Source organism: Streptomyces sp. NPDC030798 (genome assembly GCF_055572275.1).
On the sequence record NZ_JBVIDR010000001.1, the window covers coordinates 297,412 to 312,630 of the forward strand.

Sequence of the window (15,219 nt, forward strand, 5' to 3'; positions counted from 1 at the left end):
AGTGGGTACCGCCACGAAGGTCCCCGAGACGCGGGACATGAGCGGCGAGGAACTGTCCGCCGACGAGGCCTGGGCCGCGCTGCGCCGCTACGGCGGCTGGTCGCTGCTGCGGGACGCCTTCATCCGCTTCCGCTACGCCGATGGCTTCAGCCACGCCCGTGCACTCGCCCTGCAGACGGTACTCGCGGTCATACCGATGGCCATCGCCTTCGTCGGCCTGTCCACCACCTTGCACACAGAAAACGTCGGCAGGCTCACGGAACTGACGATCCACCGGATCGTCCAGGGCCCCAGCGCGGACGTCGTCGACGACGCGCTCGATCGCAGCCGTCGCACGTCGGGTGGCGGCGCCGAGGTCGCCCTCTGGTTCGGCGCTGTCTTCTCCTTGGTCAACGTGACCACCGCGATGTGTCAGATCGAGCGCGGAGCCAACCGGATCTACGGCAACGAACGCGACCGTCCCTTCCACCACAAGTACCTGCGCGGCCTGGTGATGTCCGTCAGCGCCGGGCTCCCACTCGGCCTCGGGTTCGTCGCCATGGTCGCCGGCGCCGACATCGCATCGGCCGCGGTCACCGTCTACCACCTCAGCGGCAGCGCCCAGAAGGCCTGGTCCATCCTGCGCTGGCCGTTCGGACTGCTCCTGGCCCTCATCTCCGCGAGCGCCGTCTTCCGGCGCTCCCCGCGCCGCCGGCAGCCCGGCTACACCTGGCTGGCCTTCGGCGCGGCCGTGTACCTGGTGCTGTGGATGGCACTGACCTGGCTGCTGAGCCTCTACCTCAACGTGAGCGGCTCCTTCGACACCATCTACGGTCCGCTGAGCGCCTTCATGTCGCTGCTGCTGTGGGCCTACCTGACCTCGATCGCCCTGTTCCTCGGGCTGTCCTTCGCCGCGCAGCTGGAAGCGGCCCGCGGCCGGCGTCCCGGCCCGATCCAAGAAGATCCGGGAGTCTGAAATGAGCTTGCCCGCCGCCCTGCTGGAGCTGCGCAAACGTCGTCAGCAGGCCGACCGCAGATTCGGTGTGCGGCTGCTCGCCGCCACGGTCGTCGCCGCCGTGGCCGCGGTGCCGTTCGGGTTGGTCCTGGTGCTGGTCGAGGGACAGTGGAAGCCTTTGCGACGCCTCGACTCCGGCGCCGCACAACGGCTGCACGAAGTCGCCGTCCGCCACCCGGCCTGGACCGACGTGCTGCACTTGCTGTCCGACCGGGTCTGGGATCCCGTCACCCTCCGCGTGGCCGTCGCGGTCCTCACCGCCTGGCTGCTCTACCGCAAGGCGTGGCGCCTGGCGGCCTGGGCGGCGGTGACCGCCACAGCCGGCGGCCTGATCGGCCTGCTGGTCAAGGCGGTGGTGGCGCGTGCCCGACCAGCTCTGCAAGATCCGGTGGCCCACGCACCGGGCTACTCCTTCCCCTCCGGGCACGCGATGACGGCCACCACGTCCTTCGCCGTCTTCCTGCTGGTGCTGCTGCCCCTGGTACCGAGGGGCTGGCGGTCTGCGTGCTGGTGCGTCGCCGTGTTCAGCGTGCTCGGCGTCGGCTTCACCAGGGTCGCCCTCGGCGTGCACTGGTTCAGCGACGTTCTGGGCGGCTGGCTCCTCGGCCTGGCCGTCGTCGCCGGCACCGCTTGGGCCTTCGAGGCGTGGCGTGCCGATACCGGCCGGGCCCGCACCCCGGTGAGCGAGGGCCTGGAACCCGAACTCACCGAAGCCAGGCCCGAGCCAGGGGCATCACAGCGGTAGGGGTCGCAACGGCCTCATGACGCGTCGGTGCGAGGGAACACGTACTCGTCCAGCAGAATGCCGATGGCGACGGCTGCCGGGACGGCGACCAGAGCGCCGATGATCCCCAGCAGAGCGCCTCCGACCAGGACACCCACGACAGTGACCACAGGGTGTACGTCGACGGCGTATTTCATCGCCCGGGGCATGATCAAGTAGTCCTCCGCGAGGCGGAAGCCGACGTAGAAGCCGGCGGTTGCACCCGCGACCGGCAGAGAGACCGACAGGGCCACCAGGCTCACGGCCACCCCGGCAACCGTCGAGCCGACGACCGGGATCAGATCCATCAGCGCGACGAAGAAGCCCAGGGCGGCCGGGTACGGTACGCCGATGCCCGCGCACCATCCGAAGGTCGCCAGCCCGGCGATGCCCGACGTAGCGAGGTTTGCGAGCATGAACCGGCCCGTCCGGGTCAGGATCTCGTCCGTGACCGCCTCGACCCGCGCACGCCTGCTCGCCGCAACGAAGCGGAGTCCGAACTGCTTGATCTCGGGCAGGGCGACCATCAGGTAAATGGTCACGACCACGACGATGACCGCGGACGTGACCAGACTCAGCACCATCCTTCCCGCTCCCAGCAGGCCACCCAGGACACTCGAGCCGCCGGAGGCCAGCGCGCTGCGGACCTTGGAGACCAGGTGGTAGCGGTCTTCCAGGTGGCCGAGGAAGGTGTGCCGGTCGTGCAGCTGGGTGAGCCACTTCGGGATGGCCTTGGTCAGCGAGTCGACCTCGTCCATGACCGGCTGGACGATGAGCGCGACGAACCCTGCCAGACACAGCACGAAGGCGAGAAGCACGATCAGAACCGCCCAGCCACGGCGTACGCGGTGCCTGGTCAGGAGGGCGACCAACGGCTCCAGACCGATCGCGACGAACACGGCCGCCAAGAACAACGACAGCAGCTCTCCGATCTGCAGAACGGTGTGCACCACCAGCAGCCAGGCCAGAGTCGCACCGAGGCCCAGAGCGAAACCGGCCCGCAGCCACGACCCGCTGCGTTCGACGGACCGTGGCCGGCGGGCAGCGTACCTGCGTGCCATGAGCAGCCCTCCTCATCGCGCGTCGGACGATCGTGATCCGCCGGCGGTCCAGCCGCTGTGGTTGGTCGAGACGTCCGCCGCGTTGATCAAAAAGGCGATGAGGAACAGGGCAGCAGAAACGATGGCCGGCATGGCTTTCGGTCTCCTCCTCGGGTGACGCCTGCACTGCACTGCGAATTCCCGCCTGCCGGCAACTCACACCGGCGCCGGGACTCCGATCAGCGGGCTGGCCCTTCGAATTCTCGACATCTACGAGGCCGCGAAAGCAACAAGAGAAATGCTGGTTTTCAGACGAGTGTTGTATCACCCGGATGACCGAGCAATTCTGCATATTATTTTCGCCCCACCCCAGCTCACGGCCTTTTCGAACACAGGGGCGGGGCTGGCGGTTCGTGGGTCGGGTAAGCGCGTACTCAACGGCATCGAGGAAGGGGAAAGCCATGTCAGTGGAACCCGAACGTGCCGAAGCGAGTCCTGCTGCGCAGCACGTCGCCGAAACAATGATCGGTTTGTGGCAGCAGGCCCGTGAGGACGTCGCCCCCACGGTTTCCGAGGAACAGATGCGCGTACTGCTCGCCCTGGGGGGCGAGCCGGCTGATCCCGCCCGGATCGCCGTGGAGCTCTGTGTCGGCATCTCAGGGGCGACGCGGTTGCTCGACGGGTTGGAGCAACGCACGCTGGTGCGGCGCCTCCCCTCCGGCGCGTTCTCCCTCACGGGCGCCGGCACATGTGTGCTCGAAGCGACGCGTCAGCGCCGCCGGCAACTCCTGGAACAGACACTGATGACCGCCGCACCACCGGACCGCCCGGTACTACGGGACGCGTTCGACCAACTGTACGGAGCCGTGAGCCCCTTGGCGCGAGTGCCTCGCAGCCGCTCGCCACTCTGACCGGCCACCCTCCTCGCCGTGCCGGCATGCGTGCACATGCTCAGCCGGTGACGCGGGCAGAAGGGAACGAACGGGTGCGGGGCTGCCCACAACCGTGTCGGGGAGGGGCGTGACGTGCGTATCTGGCAGGAGAGTACCGAGGTTGGCCCGCGACCGGGTCGGATGGCGCCCTTGGGCGCGACCTTCGACGGTGCAGGGACGAACTTCGCCGTGTTCTCCGAAGTGGCGAAGCGCGTGGAGCTGTGTCTCTTCGATGAGGAAGGCGCCGAGGAGCGCGTCCCGCTGAAAGAGGTGGACGGCTTCGTCCACCACATCTACCTGCCGGACGTCGGCCCGGGCCGGCGCTACGGGTTCCGGGTGCACGGACCGTACCGGCCCGAGCGCGGTGAGCGCTGCAATCCGAGCAAACTGCTGCTCGATCCGTACGCCAAGGCGATCGAGGGCGAGGTCGAGTGGAACGAGGCCCTTTTCCCGTACCACTTCGGCCACACGGGTCGGCGCAACAACCTGGACTCCGCCCCGTACGCGCCGAGGTCGGTGGTCGTCAATCCCTACTTCGACTGGGGCAACGACCATCCTCCGCACACCCCGTATCACGAGACGGTCATCTACGAAGCCCATGTGAAGGGCATGACCAGGACGCATCCCGCGATTCCGGAGCCGATGCGCGGCACGTACGCGGCGCTGGGGCACCCGGCCATGGTCGACTACTTCGTCACGCTGGGCGTCACCGCGGTGGAGCTGATGCCGGTCCACCAGTTCGTCCACGACCACGCGTTGACGCAGAAAGGCCTGTCGAACTACTGGGGATACAACACCATCGGCTACTTCGCGCCGCACAACGCCTACTGCTCGTCCGGGCAGCGGGGCGAGCAGGTGCAGGAGTTCCGCTCGATGGTCAAGGCCCTGCACGAGGCGGGCATCGAGGTCATCCTCGACGTCGTCTACAACCACACCGCCGAGGGCAACCACCTGGGGCCGGTGCTGTCGCTGCGCGGTTTGGACAACGCGGCGTACTACCGCCTGTCCCAGGAGGATCCGCGTTTCTACTGGGACACCACCGGCACGGGCAACAGCCTGCGGATGAACCACCCGCACACCCTGCAGCTCATCATGGACTCGCTGCGGTACTGGGTCACCGAGATGCACGTCGACGGGTTCCGCTTCGACCTGGCCGCCACCCTGGCCCGCCAGTTCCACGAGGTCGACCGGCTATCGTCGTTCTTCGACCTCGTCCAGCAGGACCCGGTCATCTCCCAGGTGAAGCTCATCGCCGAGCCGTGGGACGTCGGCGACGGCGGCTACCAGGTCGGCAACTTCCCGCCGCTGTGGACCGAGTGGAACGGCAAGTACCGCGACACCGTACGGGACTTCTGGCGCGGCGAGGGCGGTACCCTGGGCGAGTTCGCCTCCCGGCTCACCGGCTCCTCCGACCTGTACCAGAGCGACGGCCGTCGGCCCTACGCATCGATCAACTTCGTCACCGCGCACGACGGTTTCACCCTGCGGGACCTCGTCTCGTACAACGACAAGCACAACGAGGCCAACGGGGAGGACAACCGCGACGGCGAGAGCCACAACCGCTCGTGGAACTGCGGCGCGGAGGGTTCCACCGACGACCGGGACGTCCTCGCCCTCCGCGCCCGTCAGCAGCGCAACCTCCTCGCCACCCTGTTGCTCTCCCAGGGCGTGCCGATGCTGCTGCACGGAGACGAACTCGGCCGTACCCAGAACGGCAACAACAACGCCTACTGCCAGGACAACGACCTGACCTGGATCGACTGGCCGAGCGTCACCAAAGGCAGCGAACTGCTCGACTTCACCCGGAAGCTGATCGCGTTGCGCCGCGCGCACCCCGTGTTCCGCCGGCGGCGGTTCTTCCGGGGACGCGCGGCGCACGCCTCCGGCATGGCGGTGAAGGACATCGCCTGGTTCACGCCCGCCGGACGCGAGATGACCGACACCGACTGGGAGACCGGCTTCGCCAGGTCCCTGATGGTCCATCTCAACGGCAAGGCCATCACGGAACCCGACCTGCGGGGCCTGCCGGTGGAGGACGATTCGTTCCTCCTGCTCTGCAACGCTCACAGCCAGGCTCTCGGCTTCACCGTTCCCGAAGACCTCGATCCGTGGTGGGCGGTGGAGGTGGACACCGCCATCCCCTACACCGAGTACCGGCCGTTGATCAAGGGCGGCAGCGAGGTGGAGGTCGAGGCCCGCTCCATGCTCGTCCTGCGCGCTCACCACGACGGCTGAACTCAGCTCAGATGGACGGAGGACGGGTTCTGCGTCACTGTCGTACGCCTGCGCCGGCCAAGTCACTCCCAGGGGTGGCGCGGTCCGCCGACTCCCACCGCGAAAGGCGTGCGAACCCGTACCGCGGGCAAGCGGATAGCCCGGGGACCGCCGGACACAACGACGGGCAACCACGAAGACGGACGGTACGAGGAGGTCGGCGATGGAGTGGTGGCACTGGGTGGTCTTCCTCATCGCGGCGGTGGGCTTGCTCACCGCGGCGACGTTGGCGGTCCAGGCCAGACGCCGTAGCGGCACGGTGATCGCGGTACGTCCGGGCCGCCGGCCCGGTCGGGAGGTCCGGCAGTGATCACATTCATGCTGGCCTCGGAACTCAGCAAGCGGGTGGTCGTGACGCTGGGCGGCGAGGCCGTCGCCCAGATCAGGGACACTGTCTTCGACGCTCGGGCGGGCCGGATCACCGGCTTCACCCTGAGCGGGCGCGGCCTGCTGGGCGGCCCCCTCAAGGAGAGCCTGCCCTTCTCCGAAGTGCACGCCATCGGGCCGTCCGCAGTGATGATTCTCAGTGAGACCGCCCTGAGGAAGCAGGACTTGGCCGTGGGAGCCGGCAAGGCCGAGCGCGGCCAGGTCATCGGCGCGCCCGTCCTCACGGACCAGGGGACGGAGATCGGCACGGTCCTGGATGTCGTGATCGAGGCCGGCAGCAGTGGACGGGTGAGCGGCTTCGAGATCGCTGCCAACGAAAGTCTGGACGCCCAGAAGCGGAGGGTGTTCATCCCGCGGGGAGAGACACTGGCCGTCTCGGGACGGGCCCTGGTGGTCCCCGCGCACGCCCGCCACTTCGCCGCCGACGACCTGCCCAGCTTCAGCGCCCAGGTAGCAGCCTTCCGGGCGCACACCGCCGAGCCGTACGCCGACACGACCGCTGCCAGGGAAGGGCGCCAGGCATGATGCTGTTCACCCAGGCCAAGGGCCTTCCCGTGATCACCGCCGAGGAGGCCGAACCGCTGGGGCGAGTGGAAGGCCTGACCATCGACGCGCACACCAGAAGCGTCGCCTGCCTGCGGCTGTCCGGAGCCCCGAAGCACGCTACGGCCATGGCTTGGAACGCGGTCGCAGGGATGGGACGGGACGCCGTCATCGTGCACTCCCGTGCCGCCACCGATCCCGGCCACCAAAGGTTCCCCACCCACCAAGAGGCCGTCGGACACCACGTCCTGACCGAACACGGCGTTGCCCACGGTACCGTCCAGGACATCGCCTTCGACGACAGGACCGGACAGCTCCTCACGCTGTACACAGCCCTCGGCGACATCTCCGGAGACCGCCTCCTCGGCCTCGGTTCCTACGCCGTGGTGGTACGCGTCGAGGCCGACTGACGACCTTCAGGCCGGTGGCCGCCGAGTGGGACGGCGGCGGCCCGTGCCTGCTCGGTGCCACCGGAGCTGCCGACGGGCGCATCGCAGGAGGCTCCGGGGCTGTCACGGCGCAGCAGCGGTTGCAGCGCGTCGGCGAGACGGTGGGTGACCGTCACCCGAACGCGGTCGGCGGCTGAGGTGCGCACCTGTAGGTCCACAGGAGTGGCCTGTCGCCGGTGGGGTGGGCGGTTCCGTGCTCATGCGGACCTCTGTCCCGGGCTGGTGCGCCTCACGGGGTGAGTGCGTCCTGGTGCCTGCCGCGCCACTCGGTGAGCAGGACGGTGGCGTCGTCGGCGAGCCGCCCGGCGTTGTGGTCCATGACAGCCGCCATGAGCCGGCGCAGGGTCTCGTGCAGGGTGTGCCGACCCGCGTGGTGACGGCGGATGAAGCCGACGAACCGGTCCCGGCCGAACTCGGTCCTCGAGGTGTCGCGGGCCTCGACGACGCCGTCGGTGTACAGCAGCAGACGGTCACCGGGTTGCAGCTGTTCGGTGCACTCGGTCACCGACAGGCCCAGATTGCTCCCCATGGGGCCGGCCGGCGGACAGGTCAGCTCGATGGTCCAGCGGTTGTCGCGGATGAGGATGGGGAGGTGATGGCCGCGGTTGATCCAGGTCAGCCGCCCGCTGATCATGTCGAGGTCGGCCAGGATGGCGGTGACGTAGCGGCTGGTGTTGAACTGCTCCAGCAGCACCCGCTCCACCTGCTCGCTGGTCTCGGTCAGCGACGCTCCCTGGCGGCGGGCGTTGCGGCAGGCGGCCACGGCGACGTTCGCGGTGATACCGGCGGTCGTGTCATGGCCCATGGCGTCGAAGACGCCCAGATGCAGCGTCGTTCCGGAAACGGCGTAGTCGAAGGCGTCACCGCCGACCTGGTACGCCGGTTCCATCACCGCCCCCACCGTGACGTCATGTCCGGCATAAGCGGGCGGCGGGGTGAGGTTCCACTGCATCTCGGCGGCGACATTCATCGCCTCGGTGCGCACCAGCAGCGCGTACGAGTCGCTGAAAGAACGCTTGCTGAGCAGCAGCAGAGCCGTCGTCGACGCCAGATCGCGCAAGACGTCACGGATCGGCTCGTCATCCGTGTCGCTGTCGGCCCGGAGCACACCCAGACGCTCCACGCCATCGGTGACGGCCACCCACCACCGCCGCCGCCCGCCCGGTGCACCGGCCGATGCGGACTCGGCGAGCACATCCACACGCTGGTACGCCTGGCCCGGCAAACTGCCCTGAACCGTGAACTCCTCGCCCCCGTCGGCGGCGTCACGCCCCTTGCCGGTCAGCAGTCGCAGTACCGTCTCACGGATGTCGACGACGTAGACGGCCACGTCGTACAGCCCGGCCTCCGCGGCGTGCTCGGCGACCAGATCCGGAAGCTGCTCCAGCGTGACGGTGTGACTGGCCTGGACCATCCGCACCAGGGCCAGAGCGGCCGCGGCCCTGTCAACCACGACGGACCCTCTTCGACCGCCGGGGTGCAGTCGAAGCGATGGCGACCTGCACCGGGCCACGGCAAGGACATCGCACGGACGACTCCTTTCCGGCCCTCGCACGAGCAGTGATCACCCACCGCAGACGGCGCCGCCCGGGCGCCGTCGGGACACGGCACCGAAGGGCCACGGCTCGAGACCTGATCTCAACATACTCGGTCGGCTCCGTCGACGCCGACAAGTCGGTCAGCAGCCCGGCTGAGGCTGCCGCGCAGCGGTGAAACGGGTTGCTGAGGGGCCGATGGTCTTGTCAGGGTCGGCGCACAACGGAGTTGGCCAGGTCGTCCAGGAGGGTGATGCGGGCGATGATGCGTTTGCCGACCGGTTCCCGGTGGGCTTCGAAACCCTGAGCGACGGCCATCACGATCTCCAGACCGTGCTGCCCCACCCGCCCGGCATCGGCGGCCCGGGCCACCGGCAGCACCGGATCGGAATCCCACACCTCGACCTCCACCACATCCCCGTCGATGCGCAGCTCCATCAGCACGGGGCCGGGCGCGTACTTGCGGGCGTTGGTGACCAGCTCGCTCACCACCAGCTGGGTCAGATCCCTCGCACGGGCGGAGACCGGCAGGCCGTGCTCGGCCTGGACGCGGTCGAGGAAGCCGGCGGCCAGGTGGCGGGCCTGGGCGATGTCGGTGCCGTCCCCGTCCAGCGCCACGGTGGTCCGCAGCGCGCACTCCTGCGGCGTGGGGCCGTCTTCCCCTGCGGGCACTGGGTTCATCACCGTCGCCTTCGCTCCCCGTTCACACCCCCGCGCGTACCCGCGCACGCACAGGTGACGCCCCTCTGCCCCGCTGGCGGCTCGCCACCGACGGCATCTGTGTCGTCACCCCCGCCGGGGAGATCGACCATCACATCGGCGACACGCTCCGCCAGGCCCTCACCACCCCCGACGGCGCCCGGCCGCGCATCGTGCTCGACATGCGGCAGGTCGCCATCATGGATTCCAGCGGCATCGACGTCCTCATCGCCGCCCACAGCGCTCTCGCCGCGGCCGGCGGCCGGCTGTGTCTGGCCGCACCCACCCGGCCCGTGCTGCGCTGCCTGCAGATCGTCGGTATGGACATGATCATGCGCTGACGCGACGTGGGCCGGGCCTGCAGCCACGCGGCCGCACTGCGGCGGGGAGGGGCGGCGATCCAGGCCGGAGCCGCGGTCGGGATCGCAGGCTGGTGGGTGGTTGCCGCACGGCGGGCCCGGCCGAGTGTGATCGTCAGCGAGTGGTGAGCATGCCTTCGCGCAGCCGGGCGAGGCAGCGCGAGAGCAGGCGGGAGACATGCATCTGGGAGACGCCCAGGCGTTCGCCGATCTGAGCCTGGGTGAGTTCCTCGACGAACCGCATGTGAATGATCTGCCGATCCCGTTCGTCGAGGGCGGCGATCATCGGGGCGAGTGTGTGGAAGTCCTCCACGAGCTCCAGGGCCCGGTCGTCAGTGCCGATGAAGTCCTGCAGGGCGCTTTCGCCGTCCTCGCTGCCGTTGATCGTGGCGTCCAGGGAGGAGGAGTTGTAGCCGTTGGAAGCCAGCCGGGCCTCGCGCACCTCGTCCTCCGGCAGGCTCATCAGCTCCGACAGTTCCTTCACCGTCGGTGTGCGCCCCAGACGGCTGCGCAGCTCTTCGGTGGCGCGGGCCAGCTGGACGCGCGCCTCCTGCAGGCGGCGTGGCACGTGGACGGCCCAGGTGGTGTCGCGGAAGAACCGCTTGATCTCGCCGACGATGTAGGGAATGGCGAAGGAGGTGAACTCCACCTCGCGGGTCAGCTCGAACCGGTCGATGGCCTTGATCAGGCCGATCATGCCGACCTGGACGATGTCCTCCATCTCCTCCGGGCCACGGCTGCGGAAGCGGCCGGCCGCGAAGCGGACCAGGGACATGTTCATCTCGATCAGCGTGTTGCGCGCGTACTGGTACTCGGGGGTGCCCTCCTCGAGGGTCGCGAGCTGGTCGAAGAACAGGCGCGTCAGCTGCCGGGCGTCCTTCGGCGCCACCTGCGAGGGATCCGCGACCTCCGGCAGACCACTCACGTTCGTGTCCGTCTTCGCCGCAGTCACTGTCGCCATGATGCTTCCCTCCCCTATCGCTGCACGCTGCCGGCCTGCCACGGGCCGACAGCCGCTCGACTACCCCGGCATCTGCAGGTCATGCACACAGCGGAAAACGGGCGCGCGTCGCCTCACCCGCAGGGTGCAGGCGAGGGGGCGGAGTGCACCGCCTCCCGTTCCCGCGTGTCAGCGGGCACGCCAACGAGCATCACCGGGCCTACCGGTTGCCGCTCCTTGTTCCGCGGGTTCGCCCCTCGTCCCCCACTCGATGCATCACGCCCGCGCGTTCTGGTTCAGGCTGATGTCTTCGGCTGAGGCTTTTCGCCCTCGGCGCGCAGTTGCTCGTTGATGCGCTGCGCCTCTTCGAGCTGGTCTTCGAGGATGACGATGCGGCAGGCGGCCTCTATGGCGGTGCCCTGGTCGACGAGTTCGCGGGCGCGGGCGGCGATGCGCAGCTGGTACCGGGAGTAGCGGCGATGGCCGCCCTCGGAGCGCAGCGGGGTGATCAGGCGGTGTTCGCCGAGGGCACGGAGGAAGGCAGGGGTGGTGCCGAGCATCTCGGCGGCCCGGCCCATGGTGTAGGCGGGGTAGTTGTCATCATCGAGAGGGTCGACGGGACGGGAACCGGCAGGCGGCATAGACCTCTTCTTTCGGGGACGCGTCGGGGGGCCCGGGTGCCAGTACCGGCACCCGGGCCCCGAGCCTTCAACACCATCTACCGGCGCAGTGCGCCGGCCTTCTTTTTCCGCAGCCGCCTACGAGGGCGGGGTTGCGGGGATCGCGAATGCGTGACCGGGGACCACCTTCCAATCCGGGGCCTTGCGGTACCCGGGCGGACTGCTTCCTCGCCCGGGCGATCCTGATGGCGTTCTGCTCCTTGCCTTTCGATTACGCGGTTACAGGTGCTGCTCACAGCCCCGTCGGGGCCGTGTCCTTCTGGTCTACCTGCACAGCAGTTCGCTTCTGCTGTGCCCACTTCGACTTCTGGGTACGGATCCACGTTAACCCGGGACGGCGGGGATGTCTACTCTCGTCAGAGCAGTTTTTCTCCATGGACCGTGCGTCTGCTTCTCCCGTAGACGTACCAGAAAGAGTGCCCACTCGAATGGCGGTCCCTGGAAGCCGCCGTGTGAACGTCACCGGCAACCGCGAGTCGACCCCCCACTCTCCGGCCACACCCGCGGCGCCCAGATCGGGCCGCGAGCCGGCATGGTGGCCGCACGCATGTGCGCGGCATCCACAGACGCAGCAGATGGTCCACGGCCGGCGCAGGGCCAGGACAGCCGTGCCCGACAGCGGCCCGTCAGGTGAGGCTCGACGGGACGATCCCGTAACGGCGCATCTTGCGGTACATGGTGGCGCGGGAGATCCCGAGGTCCTGCGCGGTGCGCTGGACGTTGGAGTTGCGGTCCATCAACCCGCGCAGAATGGCGTCGCGTTCCAGCGCCTCGATGGTGGTCAGGACCTTCTTCGACAACACCCGGCATTCCGGCGGCAGGTGCTCCACCTGGATCACCCGGCCGGAAGGGCGCCGCGCCAGGCCGCGGATCACCGACTCCAGCTGCCGAACGTTCTCCGGCCAGGGGCATCGCTGAAGCAGGGCCAGCGCATCCGGGGAGAACCTGCTCTCGTCGCTCGGCCGGTACTTGCGCAGGAACAAGCGCGCCAGGTGCTCGACGTCCCCATAGCGATGACGCAGGGGCGGCACCTCCACCGTGGCATCGCAGAACCGGTCCAGCTGGTCGTCGGTGCCGACCATCGAAGGCTGACTGGTCATCACAAGTTGTCCGGTGGCGGAGCGGTCCAGCTGCGTCAACAGTCTCCTCAGCCGCTGCCGCAGCTGGCCGCCCAGCGTGTGGACGTCACGCAGGACCAGCACGTTGGACGGTACGGCAAGCAGCTCGCCGATGTCGTGCAGCCAGCGCTCGGTGACAGCTGGTGCATCCGACAGCGGCGCTTCCGCCATTTCCAGCCGGCGTCCGGCGCCATGGGCCCGGTACAGCGCCTCGACCAGCGTTCTCTTGCCAACGCCGGCCTCACCCAGGAGATGAAGCCGTGTTCCGGCGACGAACGCCGCTTCGCCGTCGGCGACCGCCCGCAACCACTGCGGGGAAGAGCCCACCAGGCCCAGGACCGGCCGGGCGGATGTGGTCGAAACCGCGGGGCCCGGCTGGGAGCGCCCGATCAGCCGGACGCGCAGGACGGCGCCCGCGTCGCTGTCCTCGCGCCGACAGCGACTGACCCTGAGTTCGGCGACCCGCCCGGAGGGCAGGGCGATGCTGGGCGTTCCCTCCATCCGGCGGTCGTCGGCGATCTCACGTGCGTGGTCGAGCAGCGCATAGTGGTCAGGCCCCGTCACCGCCGCCCTGAACTGCTCGTTCATCATGACGACATCCCGGTTGAGGGCCAACACGGGTCCCGGGCGCGCCGAGGAGCACGCCGCCATGTAGTCCTGGAAAAGAGCCCGCTCACGCCGCGAGGTGATCGCCGCGATCTCGGCCTCGATCTGGGCCGCGACCGAGCGGGCGAAGGCCATCAGCATGCCGTCGGAGCCCTGACGGATGGTGGTGAGGTTGAAGGCTCCCAGCAGGGTGCGCCGGGTGGGATGCAGGATCGGTACGGCCGCGCAGTGGAAGTCCCGCAGCTCTTCGACGTAGTGCTGCCTTCCGGCGATCATGACCGGCCGGCCGCTGGCCAGCGCGGTCCCGATGCCGTTGGTGCCCACGTAGCGCTCGGCGAACACATGGCCCGGGGCCAGACGCACGCGGTTGAGGTGTGTCGTCAGACCCTCGTGGGACACCTTCCGGGACAGCACCACACCGTTCCGGTCTGTGATCATCGTGGACACCGGGTCGTCGGCGAGCTGCTCGTGCAGCCTGTCCAGGATCGGCAGCGCCGCCCTGGCCAGGGGGCTGTCCAGATTGGGGTTGTCCAGGTAGGGCGCGTCAAGGCTGCCCGACTTCACGTTGTACGCGAGCGAGCGTTGCCAGGAGGCGACCACGAGCGGCCGGGCGCTCGGGTCCTTGGTGACTTCCAGATAGAGCTCTCTGGCTGCTCTCAGTGAGCTCCCGGGTTGGTGTCGGGGCATTTAACACTCCCGTGCGGCGCGCGTCACGTTCCTCGGTGCAGTGATTGGACCAGCTGGGCCGCGCCGGCGCCTACGACGTGTATCACATTGAGACATCTGCGGACGGATTCTGAGACATCCACCTGCGAACGGCGGCCTGTGTAATCGGCGCACCAGTCACCCGCCGACTCGCAGGGAGCCGCCATGAAAGCCGTGCAGGTCATCGAGTACGACGAGCCGCCCGTGCTCGTGGACGTGCCGGAGCCGCAGATCACCGGTCCGCTGGATGTGATCGTGAAGATCGGGGGCGCCGGGGTCTGCCGGACCGATCTGCACATCCTCGAAGGACAGTGGAAGGAGAAGAGCGGGGTCCCCCTTCCGTACACGATCGGGCACGAGAACGCCGGCTGGGTCGCGGAGGTCGGGCAGGCCGTCACCCACGTCAAGGTCGGTGATCCGGTCATCCTGCACCCGCTGGTGACCTGCGGTCTGTGCCGCGCCTGCCGGGCCGGCGACGACGTGCACTGCACGAACTCGGCCTTCCCCGGGATCGACACCGACGGGGGCTACGCCGAGTACCTGAAGACCACCGCCCGCTCGGTGGTGCCCCTCGCCCCCTCCCTGGAGCCTGCCTCGGTGGCGGCCCTGGCCGACGCCGGGCTCACGGCGTACCACGCAGTCGCCAAGGCGACCCGGGTGCTGCGGCCCGGTGACAGGGCCGTGGTCATCGGCGCCGGCGGACTCGGACACATCGGCATTCAGGTGCTGCGGGCCCTGTCGCCGGTCGAGATGATCGTCATCGACCGCAGCCCCGAGGCCCTCGCGCTGGCCGAGGAACTCGGCGCCGACCACACGCTCGTCGCGGACGGCAGCGAGGCCGACCGCGTGCGGGACCTCACCGCGGGGCACGGCGCGGAGGCCGTCCTCGACTTCGTCGGGGAGGGCGGTGCGGTCGAGACGGGCGTGGCCTGCCTGCGCCGCAACGGCAACTACTACGTCATCGGCTACGGCGGCCACCTCCACGTGCCCACGATCGACGTCATCTCCACGGAGATCAACTTCATCGGCAACCTCGTGGGGTCCTACAACGACCTCTCCGAGCTGATGGTCCTGGCGGCACGCGGCAAGGTCGCCCTGCACACCCAGCGGTACCCCCTCGCCCGCTTCCAGCAGGCCCTCGACGACCTGGACGCCGGCGCCGTGCGCGGCCGAGCGATTCTCGTTCCCTGACACC

16 protein-coding genes are annotated in these 15,219 nt (G+C 69.0%); 10 read left to right on the plus strand and 6 right to left on the minus strand.

Annotation, left to right across the window (positions count from 1 at the left end):
• Window position 1: 1 nt before the first annotated feature.
• Window positions 2–955 (plus strand): YihY/virulence factor BrkB family protein, encoded by a 954-nt coding sequence (locus tag ACZ404_RS01345; RefSeq protein WP_468435207.1) that lies wholly within the window; start codon window positions 2–4, stop codon window positions 953–955.
• A gap of 1 nt (window position 956) precedes the next feature.
• Window positions 957–1,739 carry a phosphatase PAP2 family protein gene (locus ACZ404_RS01350; protein WP_468435208.1) on the plus strand — a complete coding sequence of 261 codons (783 nt, stop codon included), beginning with the start codon at window positions 957–959 and terminating at the stop codon, window positions 1,737–1,739.
• Window positions 1,740–1,753: 14 nt separating this feature from the next.
• Here ACZ404_RS01350 and ACZ404_RS01355 read toward each other — a convergent pair whose 3' ends face one another.
• Window positions 1,754–2,818 (minus strand): AI-2E family transporter, encoded by a 1,065-nt coding sequence (locus ACZ404_RS01355; protein WP_468435209.1) that lies wholly within the window; start codon window positions 2,816–2,818, stop codon window positions 1,754–1,756.
• Between the two features lie 440 nt (window positions 2,819–3,258).
• Between ACZ404_RS01355 and ACZ404_RS01360 the strand changes: the two genes are divergently transcribed.
• From ACZ404_RS01360 to ACZ404_RS01385, 6 genes are all read left to right on the plus strand, one after another.
• Entirely contained in the window at window positions 3,259–3,708 is a 450-nt protein-coding gene (locus tag ACZ404_RS01360; protein ID WP_468435210.1) for a hypothetical protein, read from the plus strand.
• 162 nt (window positions 3,709–3,870) lie between these two features.
• On the plus strand, window positions 3,871–5,964 hold the full coding sequence (glgX, locus tag ACZ404_RS01365; protein WP_468435211.1) for a glycogen debranching protein GlgX: 2,094 nt from the start codon (window positions 3,871–3,873) through the stop codon (window positions 5,962–5,964).
• Between the two features lie 202 nt (window positions 5,965–6,166).
• On the plus strand, window positions 6,167–6,313 hold the full coding sequence (locus tag ACZ404_RS01370) for a hypothetical protein (RefSeq protein WP_468435212.1): 147 nt from the start codon (window positions 6,167–6,169) through the stop codon (window positions 6,311–6,313).
• Window positions 6,310–6,915: a PRC-barrel domain-containing protein gene (locus ACZ404_RS01375; RefSeq protein WP_468435213.1), complete on the plus strand. Its 606-nt coding sequence runs from the start codon at window positions 6,310–6,312 to the stop codon at window positions 6,913–6,915. Before ACZ404_RS01370 ends, ACZ404_RS01375 begins: the two co-directional genes overlap by 4 nt.
• The gene (locus ACZ404_RS01380) at window positions 6,912–7,343 is read left to right on the plus strand and encodes a PRC-barrel domain-containing protein (protein ID WP_468435214.1); all 432 of its coding nucleotides are present in this window, start codon (window positions 6,912–6,914) and stop codon (window positions 7,341–7,343) included. Before ACZ404_RS01375 ends, ACZ404_RS01380 begins: the two co-directional genes overlap by 4 nt.
• A gap of 14 nt (window positions 7,344–7,357) precedes the next feature.
• Window positions 7,358–7,519 carry a hypothetical protein gene (locus ACZ404_RS01385; protein WP_468435215.1) on the plus strand — a complete coding sequence of 54 codons (162 nt, stop codon included), beginning with the start codon at window positions 7,358–7,360 and terminating at the stop codon, window positions 7,517–7,519.
• 92 nt (window positions 7,520–7,611) lie between these two features.
• On the opposite strand, the gene ACZ404_RS01390 is transcribed toward ACZ404_RS01385, so the two are convergent.
• Entirely contained in the window at window positions 7,612–8,796 is a 1,185-nt protein-coding gene (locus ACZ404_RS01390) for a PP2C family protein-serine/threonine phosphatase (RefSeq protein WP_468435819.1), read from the minus strand.
• 328 nt (window positions 8,797–9,124) lie between these two features.
• On the minus strand, window positions 9,125–9,598 hold the full coding sequence (locus ACZ404_RS01395) for an ATP-binding protein (RefSeq protein WP_468435216.1): 474 nt from the start codon (window positions 9,596–9,598) through the stop codon (window positions 9,125–9,127).
• 95 nt (window positions 9,599–9,693) lie between these two features.
• Between ACZ404_RS01395 and ACZ404_RS01400 the strand changes: the two genes are divergently transcribed.
• Window positions 9,694–9,957: an STAS domain-containing protein gene (locus tag ACZ404_RS01400; RefSeq protein WP_468435820.1), complete on the plus strand. Its 264-nt coding sequence runs from the start codon at window positions 9,694–9,696 to the stop codon at window positions 9,955–9,957.
• A 133-nt stretch (window positions 9,958–10,090) separates the two neighbouring features.
• On the opposite strand, the gene ACZ404_RS01405 is transcribed toward ACZ404_RS01400, so the two are convergent.
• The 3 genes from ACZ404_RS01405 to ACZ404_RS01415 all read right to left on the minus strand — a co-directional run bounded on the left by ACZ404_RS01405 (window position 10,091) and on the right by ACZ404_RS01415 (window position 13,919).
• Window positions 10,091–10,936, minus strand: a complete 846-nt coding sequence (locus ACZ404_RS01405) for an RNA polymerase sigma factor SigF (protein WP_468435217.1) — start codon at window positions 10,934–10,936, stop codon at window positions 10,091–10,093.
• Window positions 10,937–11,211: 275 nt separating this feature from the next.
• Complete coding sequence (locus ACZ404_RS01410) at window positions 11,212–11,556, minus strand: MerR family transcriptional regulator (RefSeq protein WP_468435218.1); 345 nt, start codon at window positions 11,554–11,556, stop codon at window positions 11,212–11,214.
• Between the two features lie 665 nt (window positions 11,557–12,221).
• Complete coding sequence (locus ACZ404_RS01415) at window positions 12,222–13,919, minus strand: sigma-54-dependent Fis family transcriptional regulator (RefSeq protein ID WP_468435219.1); 1,698 nt, start codon at window positions 13,917–13,919, stop codon at window positions 12,222–12,224.
• A 270-nt stretch (window positions 13,920–14,189) separates the two neighbouring features.
• On the opposite strand from ACZ404_RS01415, the gene ACZ404_RS01420 reads away from it, so the two are divergent.
• Window positions 14,190–15,215, plus strand: a complete 1,026-nt coding sequence (locus ACZ404_RS01420) for an NAD(P)-dependent alcohol dehydrogenase (protein ID WP_468435220.1) — start codon at window positions 14,190–14,192, stop codon at window positions 15,213–15,215.
• Window positions 15,216–15,219: the final 4 nt, after the last annotated feature.